Source organism: Streptomyces sp. NPDC006332 (assembly GCF_040612855.1).
In the GTDB taxonomy this organism is placed as follows: Bacteria; Actinomycetota; Actinomycetes; order Streptomycetales; family Streptomycetaceae; genus Streptomyces.
Genome location: NZ_JBEXRA010000017.1, coordinates 94790 through 110880, shown reverse-complemented (window position 1 = coordinate 110880; position 16091 = coordinate 94790). Strand labels below are relative to the sequence as shown.

The following is a 16091-nucleotide window of genomic DNA, read 5'->3' as shown; positions in this document are numbered from 1 at the left end:
TCCCGCGCCTCTCCACTCGTACCGGCCCACCGCGGGCCCCTGCGAGCGAGCGCGAGAGAGGAAACACCGCCATGCGATACACCGTTGTCGAGCGCGACGTGGAGCTCAGACTGATTCTCTCCCGGGACCACGACATCCCGGTCCCGGCCCGGCTCGGGTACCGCACCGACGACCCGTACGCCGTCCACATCACCTTCCACACCGCCTCCGAGCAGCCGGTGAACTGGACGTTCTCCCGCGATCTCCTGGTGGACGGGGTGTTCCGGCCGTGCGGGTACGGGGACGTGCGGGTGTGGCCGGCGAGGGTGGACGGCCGCGGCGTCGTCCTGATGGCGCTGAGTTCACCTGATGGTGACGCCCTCCTCCAGGCCCCGGCCGCCCAGATGTCCGCCTGGCTGGAGCGGACGCTGCGGGCGGTACCGCCGGGGACCGAGGGCGAGCAGCTGGGGATCGACGGCGAACTCGACCAGTTGCTCGCCCAGTGACCGTGCCGGGGCTCGCGGGTCAGAAGAGCTTGCCGGGGTTGAGGATGCCCAGCGGATCGAACACCTGCTTGATCTGCCGTTGCATCTCCACCCCGACCGGGCCGATCTCGCGGGCCAGCCACTCCTTCTTCAGGACGCCCACGCCGTGTTCGCCGGTGATCGTGCCGCCGAGTTCCAGTCCGAGGGCCATGATCTCGTCGAAGGACTCGCGGGCGCGCCGGGACTCCTCGGGGTCCTGGGCGTCGAAGCAGACCGTGGGGTGGGTGTTGCCGTCGCCGGCGTGCGCGACGACCCCGATGGTCAGCTGGTACTTCTCGGCGATCCGCTCGGTCCCTTCGAGCATCTCGCCGAGCCTCGACCGGGGCACGCACACGTCGTCGATCATCGTGGTGCCCTTGACCGCTTCGAGCGCGGTGAGCGACAACCGCCGCGCCTGGAGGAGCAGTTCGGACTCGGCCAGGTCGTCGGCCGGGACGACCTGGGTGGCGCCGGCCGCCTCGCACAGCGCGCCGAGGGCAGCCAGGTCGGCGGCAGGGTCCGGGGTGTCGAAGGCGGCCAGGAGGAGGGCCTCGGTGCTCTCCGGCAGTCCCATGTGCGCGAGGTCGTTGACGGCCTTCACCGTCGTACGGTCCATCAGTTCGAGGAGGGACGGCACATGGCCGCCCGCCATGATCCGGCACACGGCGTCGCAGGCGGCGGCCCCGGACGAGAACTCGGCCGCCAGCACCAGCTGCTCGGGGGGTTTCGGCCGCAGCGCCAGGGTGGCCCCCACGACGATGCCGAGCGAGCCCTCCGAGCCGACGAAGAGGCGGGTCAGGTCGTACCCGGCGACGCCCTTGGCGGTACGGCGGCCGGTGGACATGAGCCGCCCGTCGGCCAGCACCACGTCGAGTCCGAGGACGTACTCCGCGGTCACTCCGTACTTCACGCAGCACAGGCCGCCCGAGGCGGTGCCGATGTTGCCGCCGATCGTGCACATCTCCCAGCTGGAGGGATCGGGCGGGTAGTAGAGGCCGTGTTCGCCCACCGCGCGGGAGAGCGTGGCGTTGACGACACCCGGTTCGACGACGGCGACACGGTCGACCGGGTTGATCTCCAGGATCCGGTCCATCTTCGTCAGGGACAGCACGACGCAGCCGTCGGAGGCGTTGGCCCCGCCCGACAGACCGGTGCGGGCGCCCTGCGGGACGACCGGGACGCGCAGTGCGGTGGCGGTGCGCATGACGTGCTGGACCTGTTCGACCGTGCGCGGCAGGACGACCACGGCGGGGGTACCGGCCGGGCAGAAGCTGGCCATGTCGTTGGCGTAGGAGGCCGTGACGTCCGGATCGGTGAGGACGGCGTCGGCGGGCAGGCCGTCCAGCAGACGGTCGAGGAGGTTGCCGGTGCCTGCCGTGTCTTCCTCGCGAGGCGCTTCGATACGGCTCATGATCACAGCTTGGCACCCGGGGCCATCGGTGTGAACCCCGTGTGGGGCAGCCGCCGTATGGCGGAGGGTGGTTCTCCGGTTGACGCACAGTGAGCGCCATGGAGAACCACGAGGAGGCTCCTTCGCCGGTGGGCGGGCCGTGGGGCAGGTGGCTGAAGGGCAGGCGGATCAGGGACCGTCGGGTCCTGGTCGTCTCCGTCGCCGCCTGCGCCGTCCTCGGCGGGGTGCTGACGCTGCTGCCCCGGGAGGGTGAGGCGACCCGGGCACGGGCGCCGGCGGCGCGGGCCCGAGCGGCGGTGGCCGCGGGGGCGCCGGCCGCGCTGCCCGACCTGGCGGTGCTGATCGGCGAACGCGAGGCGCGGGTGCGCGCGCGTCCCGGGGACGCGGGATCGTGGGCGGTGCTCGGGGCGGCGTACGTGGAGCAGGGGCGGCGCACCGCGGACCCGGTGTACTACCCGAAGGCCGAGCGGGCACTGCGCAGGTCGCTGGAGGTGCGGGGGAAGCGCGACGCCGAGACGCTCGGCGGGCTGGCGGCCCTGGCGAACGCGCGCCGGGACTTCCGGGCGGCGCTGACCTGGGCCCGGGCCGCCCAGCAGGCCGCACCCGGGCGCTGGACGACGTATCCGCCGCTGATCGACGCCTACACGGGGCTCGGTGACCTGAAGGCGGCCCGGGGGGCGCTGGGCCGACTGATGAAGCTGCGGTCCGGGCCGGCCGTGCTGGCGCGGGCGGCGGCCGTCTACCGGGACGGGGGGCGACGGGAGGACGCGGCTGTCGCGTTGTCCGACGCGGCGGCGGGCGCGCGGGCGCCGGCCGAGCGGGCGGCGTATCTGGAGCGGGCCGGGCAGCTGGCCTGGGAGCGCGGTGAACCGAGGGTCGCGCTGCGGTACTTCCGGGAGGCCCTCCGCCTCGACCCGGACCAGTCGGCCGCGCAGGCCGGGCAGGGGCGGGTGCTGGCGGCGCTGGGGCGCACGACGGAGGCGCTGAGCGCCTACCGGGCGGCGCTGGCCGATCAGCCGTGCCCGCAGTACGCGCTGGAACTGGGCGAGCTGTACGAGTCGCTGGGGCTCGGGCGGCCCGCCCGGGAGCGGTACGACCTGTTGCGGGCGCGGGTGCGTGAGGCCGCCGCGGGCGGGGTGGACGAGGAGCTGGTGCTCGGCCGGTTCGAGGCGGACCACGGTGACGCGAGGTCGGCAGTGCGGCGGCTGCGGGCCGAGTGGGCGCGGCAGCCGGGGATCGCGGTGGCCGACGCGCTGGGGTGGGCGCTGCACCGGGCCGGGGAGCACCGGGAGGCGTTGCGCTTCGCGACCCTGGCGACGGACGGGGTGCGCGGTGGGGGCGTTCGGAGTGCGCCGTACGCCTTTCACCGGGGCATGATCGAGCGGGAGCTGGAGCGGTACGGGCCGGCCCGCAGGCACCTTCGGGAGGCGCTGCGGATCAACCCGTACTTCTCGCCGGTCCACGCGCGGGCGGCTCGGGCGGCGCTGGCCGAGCTGGGTGAGCCGTCCTTGCGGGACGTGCCGGTGATGGAGGTGCCGGCGATGGAGATGCCGGCGACGGACGCGAAAGGAGTGACTACAGGTTGCCCCTCTTGTCCTGTTCCCGTTCGATCGCCTCGAACAGGGCCTTGAAGTTGCCCTTGCCGAACCCCATCGAGCCATGGCGTTCGATGATCTCGAAGAACACCGTCGGGCGGTCCTGGACCGGCTTGGTGAAGATCTGCAGCAAGTAGCCGTCCTCGTCGCGGTCGGCGAGGATCTTCAGCTCGCGCAGGGTCTCGACCGGGACGCGGGTCTCGCCGGCCCACTCGCCGAGGGTGTCGTAGTACGAGTCCGGGGTGTCGAGGAACCGCACCCCGGCCGCCCGCATCGTCCGTACGGTCTGGACGATGTCGTTGGTGTTGAGCGCGATGTGCTGGACGCCGGCGCCGCCGTAGAACTCCAGGTACTCGTCGATCTGGGACTTCTTCTTGGCGATGGCGGGCTCGTTGATCGGGAACTTGACCTTGAGGGTGCCGTCGGCGACGACCTTCGACATCAGCGCGCTGTACTCGGTGGCGATGTCGTCGCCCACGAACTCCTTCATGTTCGTGAAGCCCATGACCTTGTTGTAGAAGCCGACCCACTCGTTCATCCGGCCGAGCTCGACGTTGCCGACGCAGTGGTCGACGGCCTGGAAGGTGCGGTGGGCGGGCGGCTCGACGATGGGCTCGGCGTGCTCGTATCCGGGGAGGTAGGGGCCGTCGTAGCCGGTGCGCTCGACCAGGGTGTGGCGGGTCTCGCCGTAGGTGGCGATCGCGGCGAGGACGACGGTGCCGTGCTCGTCCTTGATGTCGTACGGCTCGGTGATCGAGCGGGCGCCGTGCTCGACGGCGTAGGCGTACGCGGCGCGGGCGTCCGGTACCTCGATGGCGAGGTCGACCACGCCGTCGCCGTGCTCGGCCACGTGCTGGGCGAGGAAGTGGCCCCAGGGGGTGGCGGCCTTGATGACGGAGGTGAACACGAAGCGGGCGGAGCCGTTCTCCAGCACGTAGGAGGCGGTCTCGCGGCTGCCGTTCTCCGGTCCGGAGTAGGCGACCAGCCGCATGCCGAAGGCGGTGGAGTAGTAGTGCGCCGCCTGCTTGGCGTTGCCCACGGCGAAGACGACGGCGTCCATTCCCTTGACCGGGAAGGGGTCGGCCTGCCGGGCGGTGTCGGGAGTGTGCTGTGTGGTCTGCGTCATAACGGTAGCGTCGTCCGTGGCGGCAAGGTGCGCAACGGTTCGTGTTTTCGCTGGACAACATGACCAGCGACAGGGCCGCATTGGCGGTCTTTCTGTACAGGATGACCAGGGTCCGGAGGGCTGACATGGGGATCGACCGGCTGGACGGGCGGATCATCGTGCTGCTGGCGCGGGAGCCGCGGATCGGGGTGCTGGAGATGTCCCGGCGACTGGGGGTCGCGAGGGGGACGGTGCAGGCGCGGCTCGACCGGCTTCAGTCGAACGGAGTCATCCGCGGGTTCGGTCCCGAGGTGGATCCGGCGGCGCTCGGCTATCCGGTCACGGCGTTCGCGACGCTGCAGATCAGGCAGGGGCAAGGGGCGGACGTCCGGGCACACTTGGCGACCGTTCCGGAGGTGCTGGAGCTGCACACCACCACCGGGAGCGGGGACATGATGTGCCGGCTCGTGGCCCGCTCGAACGCCGATCTCCAGCGGGTCATCGACCGGGTTGTCGGTTTTGATGGCATTGTCCGGGCCTCCACCGCCATCGTCATGGAGAACCCCGTTCCGCTGCGGGTCATCCCCCTGGTGGAGCAGGCGGCTCAGGACACGGAGGGAACCTAGGCCCTGTCGTTTGGATCAGGACGGCTACAGGTCACGGTGCCTTCCGGCCAACCCGAGCGGGGTCTGGTGCGTGCAGCTGCAAGGCGGAGGAGGGCGACAACGCGGTGGGGGTCCCCCCGCGCGAGCGAAGCCGAGCGTGGGGGAGTTGGCAACCGACGACAACGCCGCAGATGTGCGTGCCAGACCCCGCGACGCCGGGGTGATCCAAACGACAGGGCCTAGCCGACCTGGGGTGAGCGGAGTGAACTTCTGGGAGTACCTCGGCACCAGCCACCAGCAGCTGCTGACGGACGCCTACCAGCACGCGAGTGTCGTCTTCCAGTGCATGGTCATGGCGACGCTGATCGGGGTGCTCATCGGCGTGGCCACCTCCCGCAGCCAGTGGGCCGGCGGCCTCGCGACCACGACCGCCTCGATCATCCTGACCGTTCCGTCGCTCGCCATGATCGGTCTGCTCATCCCCCTGGTGGGCCTGGGTGTGCCGCCCACGGTGATCGCGTTGACGCTGTACGGGCTGCTGCCGATCGTGCGCAACGCGATCGTCGGACTGCGCGGGGTCGACCCCGCGCTGGTGGACGCGGCGAACGGCATCGGAATGTCCCGGCTGACGCGACTGGTACGGGTCGAGCTGCCGCTGGCCTGGCCGCCGATCCTGACCGGGATCCGGATCTCCACCCAGATGCTGATGGGCATCGCGGCGATCGCGGCGTACGCCTCCGGGCCCGGCCTGGGCAATGTGATCTTCCGGGGTCTGGCGTCCCTGGGCAGCAGGAACGCGCTCAACCAGGTCCTCGCGGGCACCCTCGGGATCGTCGTCCTGGCCCTGCTGTTCGACGCCGCGTACGTCCTGATCGGGCGGCTGACCATCCCCCGGGGGATCCGTGGCTGAGACAGCGGCCCTGGGCGCGTCCATCGAGCTGGAGAACCTCACCAAGCGGTATCCGGGCAGTCCGGGCCCGGCCGTCGACAACGTCTCCATGGAGATCAAGGCGGGCGAGATCGTCATCTTCGTCGGCCCGTCGGGATGCGGTAAGTCGACGACACTGAAGATGATCAACAGGTTGATCGAGCCGTCGGGCGGTCGCATCCGGATCGGCGGCGAGGACGTGACCGACATGGATCCGGTCAGGCTGCGCCGCAGGGTCGGCTACGCCATCCAGGCCTCAGGTCTCTTCCCGCACATGACCGTCGCCCAGAACATCGCGCTGGTCCCGAGGATGGTCGGCTGGCCGAAGGGGCGGATCAAGGACCGGGTCGAGGAGATGCTGGACCTGGTCGGGCTGGATCCCGGCGAGTTCCGCGGCCGCTATCCGCGTCAGCTGTCCGGCGGTCAGCAGCAGCGGGTGGGCGTGGCCCGGGCGCTGGCCGCCGATCCCCCGGTCCTGCTGATGGACGAGCCGTTCGGCGCCGTGGACCCGATCACCCGGGACCACCTCCAGGACGAGCTGATCCGGCTCCAGCACGAGCTGCGCAAGACCATCGTCTTCGTCACGCACGACTTCGACGAGGCGATCAAGCTGGGCGACCGGATCGCCGTCCTGCGCGAACACTCGCACATCGCCCAGTTCGACACCCCGGAGGCGATCCTCACCAATCCGGCCGACGACTTCGTGTCCGGTTTCGTGGGCGCGGGGGCGGCGCTGAAGCGCCTCAACCTCACCCGCGTACGGGACGTGGAGATCACCGACTATCCGACGGTGGCCGTGGACGACCCGCTCCAGGAGATCTTCACCAAGCTCCGCTCCAGCAGCACGAGCGAGATCCTGCTGCTCGACGGGCACGGCCGGCCGTACAAGTGGCTCCGGCGCGGGGACCTGATGCGCGCCAAGGGTTCGCTCGCCCGCGCCGGGACGCTGGTGAGCGACACGGTGACCCGGGACGCGACCGTGCGGGACGCGCTGGAGGCGGTACTCACGGACAGCGCGGGGCGGGTCGCGGTCATCGGGCGGCGCGGCGAGTACACGGGCGTGGTGGACGTGGAGACTCTGATGAACTCCGTGCACGAGCTGCTGGAGGCCGACCGGCTGGAGGCGATCGCGCACCGGCACGACCTGGCGGAGCTGCGGGCCACCCAGACCCACGCCGAGCAGGAGGGCGACGGAGGGGAGAGGAAGGCGTGAGCGTCCCCGTCGGCGTGACCGCCCGCCCGCCGGACAACGAGGGCCCCGGAGAGGTCGAGGCGGAGGCCCCGCCGCCACCGCCGGGTCCGTTGAAGCCGCGCGTCACCTGGCAGAAGCTGACGTTCCTGCCCGCGGCGCTGGTGGCGGTACTGCTGGCGACCTGGCTGTGGTTCGAACGGGCCGACCTCGACCCGCTCACCGAGAACGCGCTGTCGAACGGCCAGGTGACGAAGGCGCTGCGGCAACAGATCGAACTGACGGTGATCTCGACGTTCTTCGTGCTGATCATCGCGATCCCGCTGGGCATCCTGCTGACCCGGCGGGCGTTCCGCAAGGCGACCCCGGTGGCGATGGCCTTCGCCAACATGGGTCAGGCGACCCCGGCGATCGGCCTGCTGGCGCTGCTGGTGATCTGGCTGGGCATCGGCATGAAGGCGGCACTGATCGGCATCATCAGCTACGCCGTCCTCCCCGTCCTGTCGAACACGATCGCGGGCCTGAAGGCCAACGACCCGACACTGCTGGAGGCGGCGCGCGGCATCGGCATGTCACCGTGGGGCGTGCTCGGGCGGGTGGAACTCCCACTGGCCGTCCCGCTGATCCTCGCCGGTGTGCGTACGGCCCTGGTCCTCAACGTCGGCACGGCGACCCTGGCAACCTTCGGCGGAGGCGGCGGCCTCGGTGTGCTGATCACCACCGGCATCACCAGTCAGCGCATGCCGGTGCTGGTGCTCGGCTCGGTCCTCACCGTCTCCCTCGCCCTGCTGGTGGACTGGCTGGCCTCGCTCGCCGAACTGCTGCTGCGCCCGCGCGGTCTGGACGTGCGCACATGATCACGCGAAGGCGCACCTGTCTGTCGGCGGCCGTGGTGCTGGTCGCGGTGGCCGGCTGCGGTCTGACCAGCGGCTCCCCCATGGTCGACGACGTCTCGCCCGGCACGATCGGGCGGGGCAGGCCGTTGAAGGGCGCCGAACTCACCGTCGTGTCCAAGCAGTTCACCGAGCAGCTGATCCTCGGCGCGATCATGGGCATCGCCTTCGAGGCGGCCGGCGCGCAGGTGCTCGACCGCACCGGCATCCAGGGCTCCGTCGGCACCAGGGCGGCCGTCGAGAACGGCGACGCGGACGCCGCGTACGAGTACACGGGGACCGCCTGGATCACGTACCTGGGCAACAGCGAGCCGATTCCCGATCCGCGGCGGCAGTGGCGGGCGGTACGTGACGCGGACGCGAGGAAGGGGCTGACCTGGCTGCCGCCGGCGCCGATGAACAACACCTACGCGCTGGCGACGAACCAGGCCAACTACAAGAAGTACCGCACGACGACACTGTCGGACGTCGCGAGGTTGTCGAAGTCCGATCCCGGTGCGGTGACGCTGTGCGTGGAGGGCGAGTTCGCCAACCGCGCGGACGGGTTGCCGGGCCTGGAGAAGACGTACGGCATGGACCTCCCGGCCCGCAACATCACCCAGATGGACACCGGCATCATCTACACCCAGACCGCCAAGGGCGCCTGCACCTACGGCGAGGTGTACACCACGGACGGCAGGATCAGGTCGATGCACCTGGTCGTGACCCAGGACGACCGGAAGTTCTTCCCGAACTACAACGCGGCGCCCATGATCCGCACGGCCACCTTCGAGAAGTGGCCGGCGATCGCGAACGTCCTCGACCCGATCACCAGGAAGCTGGACAACTCGGTGGCGCAGGAGCTGAACGCGAAGGTGGATGTCGAGGGGGAGGATCCGCATGCGGTGGCGTTGGAGTGGTTGAAGGGGGAGGGGTTCGTCAAGTAGGGGCGGGGGGTGGGGACTTTCGGGGGTGGTGATGCAAAAGGTTGGTTGCAAAGGAAGCTTTGCAACGCTATCTTTGTACGCATGGACGACCCCAAGGCCCCGCAGGTCCGCAGTCTCGACGCCCGCTCCCTCCGGGGACTCGCGCACCCCCTGCGGATGCAGCTCCTCGACGCCCTGCGCTTCGGGGGACCTGCCACCGCGTCCCAACTCGCCGAGAAACTGGGCGAGTCGAGCGGCGCCACCAGCTACCACCTGCGCCAGCTCGCCACCCACGGCTTCGTCGAAGACGCTCCTGACCGAGGCAAGGGCCGGGAGCGGTGGTGGAAGGCGGTCCACCAAGGCCTGCGGTTCGACGACGCACTGCTCTCGGACGTCGATCCAGCAGTACGCGGGGCGGCCGACATGTACCTGCACCAGATCGCGACCACCCAGACCCAGGACCTCTCGACCTGGCTGGGCAACCGAGCCTCCTGGCCCGAGGAGTGGAACCGAGTCTGGGACATGAGCAGCGCGACGCTACGGCTGACACCCGAGCTCACCCGCGAACTCATCGAGAAAATGCACGCGCTGATCGACACCTACCGCGACCGGGCAGCGACCGAGGACGACGCCGACGTGGCCCAGGTACGCCTGCACACGCACGCCTTCCCGATCACCACTGACTGAGAGGCACCGCCCGATGCACCCCGAAACCCACCTCACCCTGCACCACACCCGCGCCGCCGAACTCCGCGCCCAGGCCGATGCCCACCGCCTCGCCGCCACCCACGCCAAGCCGCCGCACGATCTCCGTACCCGCCTCGGCTGGACCCTGGTGGAGGTCGGCTTACGACTGGCGACCCCGAAACCGGCCCTCTCCCCCAGCCCTAGCAGCTAGGGACGGAACCCTTCCCGCTCTCCAGCGCCGTCAGTGAGTTCACCGCGCTCTTGAGCGTGGTCACCGGAATCAGGCGGAGCCCCTTCGGCAGTTCGGCCTTCGCGTCGGAGCACTCCGCCTTGGGGACCAGGAACACCGTCGCCCCGTCCCTGCGCGCGGCCTGCGTCTTCAGGGCCACTCCCCCGACCGCGCCGACCTCACCGCCGGCGTCGATCGTGCCCGTACCGGCGATGGTGCGGCCGCCGGTGAGGTCGCCGCCGCTGCCGTCGCCGTTCAGCTTGTCGATGATGCCGAGGGTGAAGAGCAGACCGGCGCTGGGGCCGCCGACGTCGGCGAGCTTCAGGGTGACCTTGACGTCCTTGTCGTCGAGCTTCAGGTAGTTCAGGGCGGCCTCGGTCGCCGCGTCCTGGGACTGCTCCATCTCCGCGGTGTTGTGCTTCTCGATCTCCTTGACGCTCTGCCCGCTCGGGTAGACCGCGTCCCGCGGCATGACCGCCTGGTCGGTGCGGAACCAGCTGTCGATCACGTCGCCGAGCGAGACCCGGGTGTCCGGATTGGTCGCCTCGATCGTGGTCATACGCAGCTGCCCGCTTGTCTCCCGGGTGGGAGCGCCGGAGATCGTGATCACCTCGGTGCCCTTGTTCTCGCCGAGCACGTTCGCGGTCAGACCGGGCTGCGTGAGCGAGAACGGCAACGGCGCGAAGACCGCCGTGGCGATCAGGCCCACGACGGGCAGGGCGCAGACGGTGACGGCCCGGGGGCGCGAGAGACGAGAAAGCACGGGATCAATCTAACGCGGGGGTGGATTCCGGCCAGGCGCAGGTGGGCCCCCGTGCATCGGGGCCGTCAGCGCAACGCCTCGGCCACTTCCCGGGCCGCGTCCATCACCCGCGGCCCCACCCTCTCCGGCACCGCGTCCGCCAGCATCACGACCCCGACACTGCCCTCGACGCCGGTGACGCCGATCAGCGGCGCCGCGGCCCCGCAGGCTCCCGCCTCCAGCTCCCCGTGCGTCAGGGTGTACCCGGGGCCCTCCGGCACGTGTTGCCGCGCGGCGAGTATCGCGCGCCCCGCGGCTCCCCGGTCCAGGGGATGCCGGAACCCGGCCCGGTAGGCCACGTGGTAGTCGGTCCACGAGGGTTCGACGACGGCCACGGCCAAGGCGTCCGCCCCGTCCACCAAGGTCAGATGGGCCGTCGCCCCGATGTCCTCGGCCAGCGATCGCAACGCCGGCAGCGCGGCCTCCCGTACCAGCGGATGCACCTGCCGGCCCAGCCTCAGCACGCCGAGGCCCACCCGTGCCCGTCCGCCCAGGTCACGCCGTACGAGGGCGTGCTGCTCCAGGGTGGCGAGCAACCGGTAGACGACGGTCCGGTTCACGCCCAGTTTGTGGGAAAGCTCGGTGACGGTCAGCCCGTGATCCGTGTCGGCGAGCAGCTTGAGGACGCGCAGTCCCCGGTCGAGCGTCTGAGAGGTCTCCGCGGTCACGACGCCCACTCCTTAAGTGGTGAGTCGGCAGCCCCCGTCGCGGCAGATGCGTGACCGAGTCCCGTCGGCGACGCGCTGAAGAGGCCGCCGATCGGCCGGCGGCCCGGCCTGTCCGGACCGCGTCGCTTCACGGCTGCGCTCCGCGGCGGCGCTGCCACGGGGCGTATGCGTAGCGGGACAGTAGCGAAGCCGGTTCGCTGAGCGGAAGCCTCCGTCCAGAATCCGGTCAACCACCAAGCCAAACCCGTCCGCTTTGGATGCATTTGGGGTTCGGAGACCTGACCCGGGGGACTTGTGATCGAGCGCGCCGAAGCCCCACCTAAGGGGCGCGGGGAACTGCGCGCCAAGCCCCCACCAACCCGCACCCGCCCCACGACAGCCACCCCCCTGACCTGACCGCCCGCCCGCCAAGGCACAGCGCCCAGCGTCACCGCATGCGCGTAGCCCACTCCTGCACCTTGGCGATCCGCTGCCGCAACTGTCCCGCCGTGGCCTCCGCACTCGGCGGCCCACCGCACACGCGGCGCAGCTCGGTGTGGATGACCCCGTGCGGCTTGCCGCTCTGGTGGACGTACGCACCGACCATCGTGTTGAGCTGCTTGCGCAGCTCCATCATCTCCTTGTGCGAGACCACCGGCCGCCGCTCGGCGGGCAGTTCGAGCAGGTCAGCCTCGTCGTCCGGCTTCTTGCGGCTGTGCGCGATCTGCCGGGCCTGGCGTTTCTGGAGGAGGAGCTGCACCTGGTCCGGCTCCAGCAGTCCCGGGATCCCGAGGTAGTCCTGCTCCTCCTCGCTGCCCGGGTGGGCCTGCATGCCGAACTCGGCACCGTCGTAGAGGACCCGGTCGAAGACCGCCTCGGACTCCAGTGCCTCGAAGGAGAACTGCTCCTGCTCGCCGGTGTCCTCGTCCTGCTCCTTGTTCGCCTCGTCCATCTCCTTCTCGGACTCGGCGTACGGGTCCTCCTCGCCCTCCTTCTTCGGCTTGTCGAGGGCGTGGTCCCGTTCCACCTCCATCTCGTTGGCGAAGGTGAGGAGGTCGGGGACGGTGGGCAGGAAGACGGAGGCGGTCTCGCCGCGCCGCCGGGACCGTACGAAACGCCCGACGGCCTGGGCGAAGAAGAGGGGCGTCGAGATGGTGGTGGCGTACACACCGACGGCGAGCCGCGGTACGTCGACGCCCTCGGACACCATCCGCACCGCGACCATCCACCGGTCGTCGCTCGCGCTGAAGTCGTCGATCCTGCTGGACGCCCCGGCGTCGTCGGACAGCACCAGGGTCGCCTTGCTGCCCGTGATCTCACGGATGAGCTTGGCGTAGGCGCGGGCGGAGTCCTGGTCCGAGGCGATGACCAGGGCGCCCGCGTCCGGGATGGCCTTCCTGACCTCGGTCAGCCGCTGGTCGGCCGCCCGCAGCACGCTCGGCATCCACTCGCCGCGCGGGTCGAGGGCCGTACGCCAGGCCTGGCTGACGGCGTCCTTGGTCATCGGCTCGCCGAGCCGGGCGGCGATCTCGTCGCCGGCCTTGGTGCGCCACCGCATGTTGCCGCTGTAGGACAGGAAGATCACCGGGCGGACGACCCCGTCGGACAGGGCCGACCCGTACCCGTACGTGTAGTCGGCCGCCGACCGCCGAATCCCGTCGTTGCCCTCCTCGTAGGTCACGAAGGGAATGGGATTGGTGTCGGACCTGAAGGGCGTACCGGTGAGCGCGAGCCGCCGGGTGGCCGGCTCGAAGGCCTCCAGACACGCCTCACCCCACGACTTGCTGTCACCGGCGTGGTGGATCTCGTCGAGGATCACGAGCGTCTTGCGCTGCTCGACCCGGTTGCGGTGCAGCATGGGCCGTACGCCGACACCCGCGTACGTCACCGCGACACCGTGGTAGTCCTTGCCGAGCGGCCCCGCGCTGTACTCCGGGTCCAGCTTGATCCCTATCCGGGCGGCCGCCTCGGCCCACTGCTTCTTCAGGTGCTCGGTCGGCGCGACCACGGTGACCTGCTGCACGACATGGTGGTGCAGCAGCCAGGACGCCAGCGTCAGCGCGAAGGTCGTCTTGCCGGCGCCGGGCGTGGCGACCGCGAGGAAGTCACGTGGCTGCTCCTGGATGTAGTTGTCCATCGCCCCTTGCTGCCAGGCACGCAGCTTGCTGGCCGTGCCCCAGGGCGCGCGGCCGGGGAACGCGGGCGACAGGTGATGGGAGGAGGCGGCGGTGGTAGTCACGGTCTCCGTTGGTGGGTCGAGTGCGAGGGACCACGCGAAGTGCGTCGACTGTCGACTACGGCGACGGCGGACGACGGGCGGACGGCTCGGCGAACTGGTGGAACTGCTCGGCTACGTATGACAACCGGGCCACCCTACCGGCGGCCCGGCGGCGATCATGTTCGAACAAGGCCGGGGGGCCCGCAGGTGGGACTCACGTCACAGCAAGAGAAGGTACGGCGTCGCGTCAGCGCGCGAAGCGCGGCAGCAGGGCCGCGATCTTGGGTACGTCCAAGGCACCCTGGCAGACGTCCAGTACGAACCGTTCGGCCTCGTCGACGTCGAAGTCCGGGTCCAGAGGACGCCCGTTCATGTGCAGGTAGACCCAGGTCGCGTACCAGGCGATGCGCTTGTTGCCGTCGACCAGACCATGGTTGCGAGCGAGGGACTCCATGTGCGCGGCCGCCTTCTGCCACACGTCCGGGTAGGCGTCCTGCCCGAACACGCTCGACTGGGGGCGCGCCAGCGCGGAGTCCAGCAGCCCGTAGTCGCGCACCTCGTCCGCCCTGAGCCGCTGAGCGAGGTTCAGCAGCTCGGGCATCGTGAGGTAGTGCATCAGGCGAGTCGCCTGTTCAATTCGGCACTGGCCTTCAGCACATGCTCGGCGGCCTCGTTGAACAGCCGCGAGTGCTCGTTGATGGCCGCGATCACCGCGTCGTGCGCGAACGCCTGCATGCTGCGCCCCTCCGCCGCCGCCCGCTCCCGCAGCGCATCAAGCTCTTCGTCCGTGAATCGCAGGTTCAGTCCAGCCATGTACCGACGGTACTACGTGGTACCACTTAGTGTCACCCGGATAGCACCCGAACCCGGGCAGCCACCCAAGCCCCCACCAACGCCACCCCCGCCATCGGCAGGAACACGGCCACGAACGCGGCAGGATGCGCACCGGACGCCTCTGTCGCCGCGTGGCGCACCGTCCCGCCGCCCAGGGCCGCGAAGGCCGCGCCGCCCGTCGAGAGCAGGATCACGTTGGAGAGGCCGTCGGAGATCTGGAGGGCGGCGGAGTTGGTGCCGGCCTCCTCCGGGGCGGAGAGCTTGAGCAGGAGCACGCTGGTGGAGGAAATCACCAGGCCCATGCCGAAGCAGCCGAAGGCCCAGGCGACGGCGACGGTCCAGGCGGGCACGGACGGGATCAGCACACTGGGCGCGGCGGCGATCGCGGCGGCGACCAGCACCATCCCCACCGTCATCAGCCGTTGTTGGTACGGCTCCACGCGCGGCCGGGACTGCACCCACGACCCCAGCGCCCACGTCCCGCCGCCCGCCGCGAGCGAGAACCCGGCCAGCGTCGGGGACAGCCCCCGCTGGGTGACCAGCATCAACGGCACGAAGGACTCGGCCGAGATGAAGGACCCCGCGGCGACCCCGCGCAGCAGCACCACGGACGGCAGTCCGCGCGCCGCCCGGTACGTGCCGCGCGGCAGCAGCCCCAGGGCGGCCGGCACGAGCAGCGCGGCACCCACCGCACCGGGGGCCAGCGAGAACCACCGCAGATCCTGCGCCGCGTACTGGAGCAGCCCCGCGCCGAGGGAGATCCCCAACGCGAGCCGGATACGCCGCCGGTCGAAGGAGCCGCGGCCTCGCACGGACCGCCCACGCTTCACGGAACCGCTGTCGCTGCCGAGGCCGCTGCGGTCGTCGGCGTCGGCGAACGGAGCGATCACCGGACCGGCCGCCCGCCGCCGTATCTGCGGCAGCGCGAGCGCCAGCGGGAACACCACCAGCACCGGAATCCCGATGAACACCCAACGCCAGCCGAGGTGCTCGGTCACCGCACCCGCGGCGAGCGGACCGACGATCGACGGCACGACCCAACTCGCGGCGAAGGCCGCCATGATGGCCGGACGCAACCGCTCCGGGTACGCCCGCCCCACCACGACGTACAACGCGACGATCACCAGCCCGCCCCCGAGCCCCTGCACGGCCCGCCCGAGGATGAACAGCCACATCGCGCTCGCCGTCCCCGCCAACAGCAGCCCCGCGGCGAAGGCGGCGATCCCCGTGGTCAGCGCCCCGAGCGGGCCCCGCCGGTCCGACCACTGCCCGGCGAGCACCATCCCGAACAGGCTGGTCGTGAAGTACCCGGAGAACGCGAACGCGTACAACGACACCCCGTGCAGCTCGCGCGCCGCGACCGGCATCGCCGTCCCGACCGCGGTCGCCTCGAAAGCGATCAGCAGCACGACGGAGACGATGCCGATGCTGAGCGCCCGAAGCGGACGGCTCAACACGGTCTCGTCCCGCGCCGGGCCGGAGGATGAGGCGGCTAGGTCCGCGACCTCGGCGTCACGGCGTTCCAGGGCGGTCATGGTCG

Annotated in this window: 17 protein-coding genes; 9 read left to right on the top strand and 8 right to left on the bottom strand. The window is 70.7% G+C overall.

Annotation, left to right across the window (positions count from 1 at the left end; translation table 11 throughout):
- Window positions 1-71 precede the first annotated feature (71 nt).
- Window positions 72-485, top strand: coding sequence for an SsgA family sporulation/cell division regulator (locus ABZ027_RS17885; protein ID WP_356769233.1), 414 nt, complete (start codon window positions 72-74; stop codon window positions 483-485).
- A 19-nt stretch (window positions 486-504) separates the two neighbouring features.
- Here ABZ027_RS17885 and ABZ027_RS17880 read toward each other — a convergent pair whose 3' ends face one another.
- Window positions 505-1920, bottom strand: coding sequence for an FAD-linked oxidase C-terminal domain-containing protein (locus ABZ027_RS17880; protein ID WP_356769231.1), 1416 nt, complete (start codon window positions 1918-1920; stop codon window positions 505-507).
- Between the two features lie 92 nt (window positions 1921-2012).
- Here ABZ027_RS17880 and ABZ027_RS17875 point away from each other — a divergent pair, with 92 nt between their 5' ends.
- Window positions 2013-3545 carry a tetratricopeptide repeat protein gene (locus ABZ027_RS17875; protein WP_356769229.1) on the top strand — a complete coding sequence of 511 codons (1533 nt, stop codon included), beginning with the start codon at window positions 2013-2015 and terminating at the stop codon, window positions 3543-3545.
- On the opposite strand, the gene hppD is transcribed toward ABZ027_RS17875, so the two are convergent.
- The gene (gene hppD, locus ABZ027_RS17870; protein ID WP_356769227.1) at window positions 3490-4635 is read right to left on the bottom strand and encodes a 4-hydroxyphenylpyruvate dioxygenase; all 1146 of its coding nucleotides are present in this window, start codon (window positions 4633-4635) and stop codon (window positions 3490-3492) included. The two genes, ABZ027_RS17875 and hppD, sit on opposite strands and share 56 nt — an antisense overlap.
- 125 nt (window positions 4636-4760) lie before the next feature.
- Between hppD and ABZ027_RS17865 the strand changes: the two genes are divergently transcribed.
- The 7 genes from ABZ027_RS17865 (at window position 4761) to ABZ027_RS17835 (ending at window position 10032) form a co-directional block, all read left to right on the top strand.
- The gene (locus ABZ027_RS17865; protein ID WP_356769225.1) at window positions 4761-5240 is read left to right on the top strand and encodes an Lrp/AsnC family transcriptional regulator; all 480 of its coding nucleotides are present in this window, start codon (window positions 4761-4763) and stop codon (window positions 5238-5240) included.
- Between the two features lie 241 nt (window positions 5241-5481).
- Window positions 5482-6129 carry an ABC transporter permease gene (locus ABZ027_RS17860; protein ID WP_356769338.1) on the top strand — a complete coding sequence of 216 codons (648 nt, stop codon included), beginning with the start codon at window positions 5482-5484 and terminating at the stop codon, window positions 6127-6129.
- The gene (locus ABZ027_RS17855) at window positions 6122-7360 is read left to right on the top strand and encodes a betaine/proline/choline family ABC transporter ATP-binding protein (RefSeq protein WP_356769223.1); all 1239 of its coding nucleotides are present in this window, start codon (window positions 6122-6124) and stop codon (window positions 7358-7360) included. The genes ABZ027_RS17860 and ABZ027_RS17855 overlap by 8 nt, the downstream gene beginning before the upstream one ends.
- Window positions 7361-7374: 14 nt before the next feature.
- On the top strand, window positions 7375-8193 hold the full coding sequence (locus tag ABZ027_RS17850; RefSeq protein ID WP_356769336.1) for an ABC transporter permease: 819 nt from the start codon (window positions 7375-7377) through the stop codon (window positions 8191-8193).
- A complete protein-coding gene (locus ABZ027_RS17845) occupies window positions 8190-9155 on the top strand; it encodes a glycine betaine ABC transporter substrate-binding protein (protein WP_356769221.1) in 966 nt (321 codons plus the stop codon). The genes ABZ027_RS17850 and ABZ027_RS17845 overlap by 4 nt, the downstream gene beginning before the upstream one ends.
- Before the next feature lie 81 nt (window positions 9156-9236).
- On the top strand, window positions 9237-9821 hold the full coding sequence (locus ABZ027_RS17840; RefSeq protein WP_356769219.1) for a helix-turn-helix domain-containing protein: 585 nt from the start codon (window positions 9237-9239) through the stop codon (window positions 9819-9821).
- Window positions 9822-9834: 13 nt separating this feature from the next.
- Window positions 9835-10032, top strand: a complete 198-nt coding sequence (locus tag ABZ027_RS17835) for a hypothetical protein (RefSeq protein WP_356769217.1) — start codon at window positions 9835-9837, stop codon at window positions 10030-10032.
- Here ABZ027_RS17835 and ABZ027_RS17830 read toward each other — a convergent pair.
- The 6 genes from ABZ027_RS17830 to ABZ027_RS17805 all read right to left on the bottom strand — a co-directional run bounded on the left by ABZ027_RS17830 (window position 10022) and on the right by ABZ027_RS17805 (window position 16086).
- Window positions 10022-10813: a S16 family serine protease gene (locus ABZ027_RS17830; RefSeq protein ID WP_356769215.1), complete on the bottom strand. Its 792-nt coding sequence runs from the start codon at window positions 10811-10813 to the stop codon at window positions 10022-10024. The genes ABZ027_RS17835 and ABZ027_RS17830 overlap by 11 nt on opposite strands.
- 65 nt (window positions 10814-10878) lie before the next feature.
- Window positions 10879-11520: a helix-turn-helix domain-containing protein gene (locus ABZ027_RS17825; protein WP_356769213.1), complete on the bottom strand. Its 642-nt coding sequence runs from the start codon at window positions 11518-11520 to the stop codon at window positions 10879-10881.
- Window positions 11521-11947: 427 nt separating this feature from the next.
- Window positions 11948-13738: a DEAD/DEAH box helicase gene (locus tag ABZ027_RS17820; RefSeq protein WP_356769211.1), complete on the bottom strand. Its 1791-nt coding sequence runs from the start codon at window positions 13736-13738 to the stop codon at window positions 11948-11950.
- 226 nt (window positions 13739-13964) lie between these two features.
- On the bottom strand, window positions 13965-14333 hold the full coding sequence (locus ABZ027_RS17815; RefSeq protein WP_356769209.1) for a Fic family protein: 369 nt from the start codon (window positions 14331-14333) through the stop codon (window positions 13965-13967).
- Entirely contained in the window at window positions 14333-14530 is a 198-nt protein-coding gene (locus tag ABZ027_RS17810) for a hypothetical protein (protein ID WP_124441851.1), read from the bottom strand. The genes ABZ027_RS17815 and ABZ027_RS17810 overlap by 1 nt, the downstream gene beginning before the upstream one ends.
- 32 nt (window positions 14531-14562) lie before the next feature.
- The gene (locus tag ABZ027_RS17805) at window positions 14563-16086 is read right to left on the bottom strand and encodes an MFS transporter (RefSeq protein WP_356769207.1); all 1524 of its coding nucleotides are present in this window, start codon (window positions 16084-16086) and stop codon (window positions 14563-14565) included.
- Window positions 16087-16091: the final 5 nt, after the last annotated feature.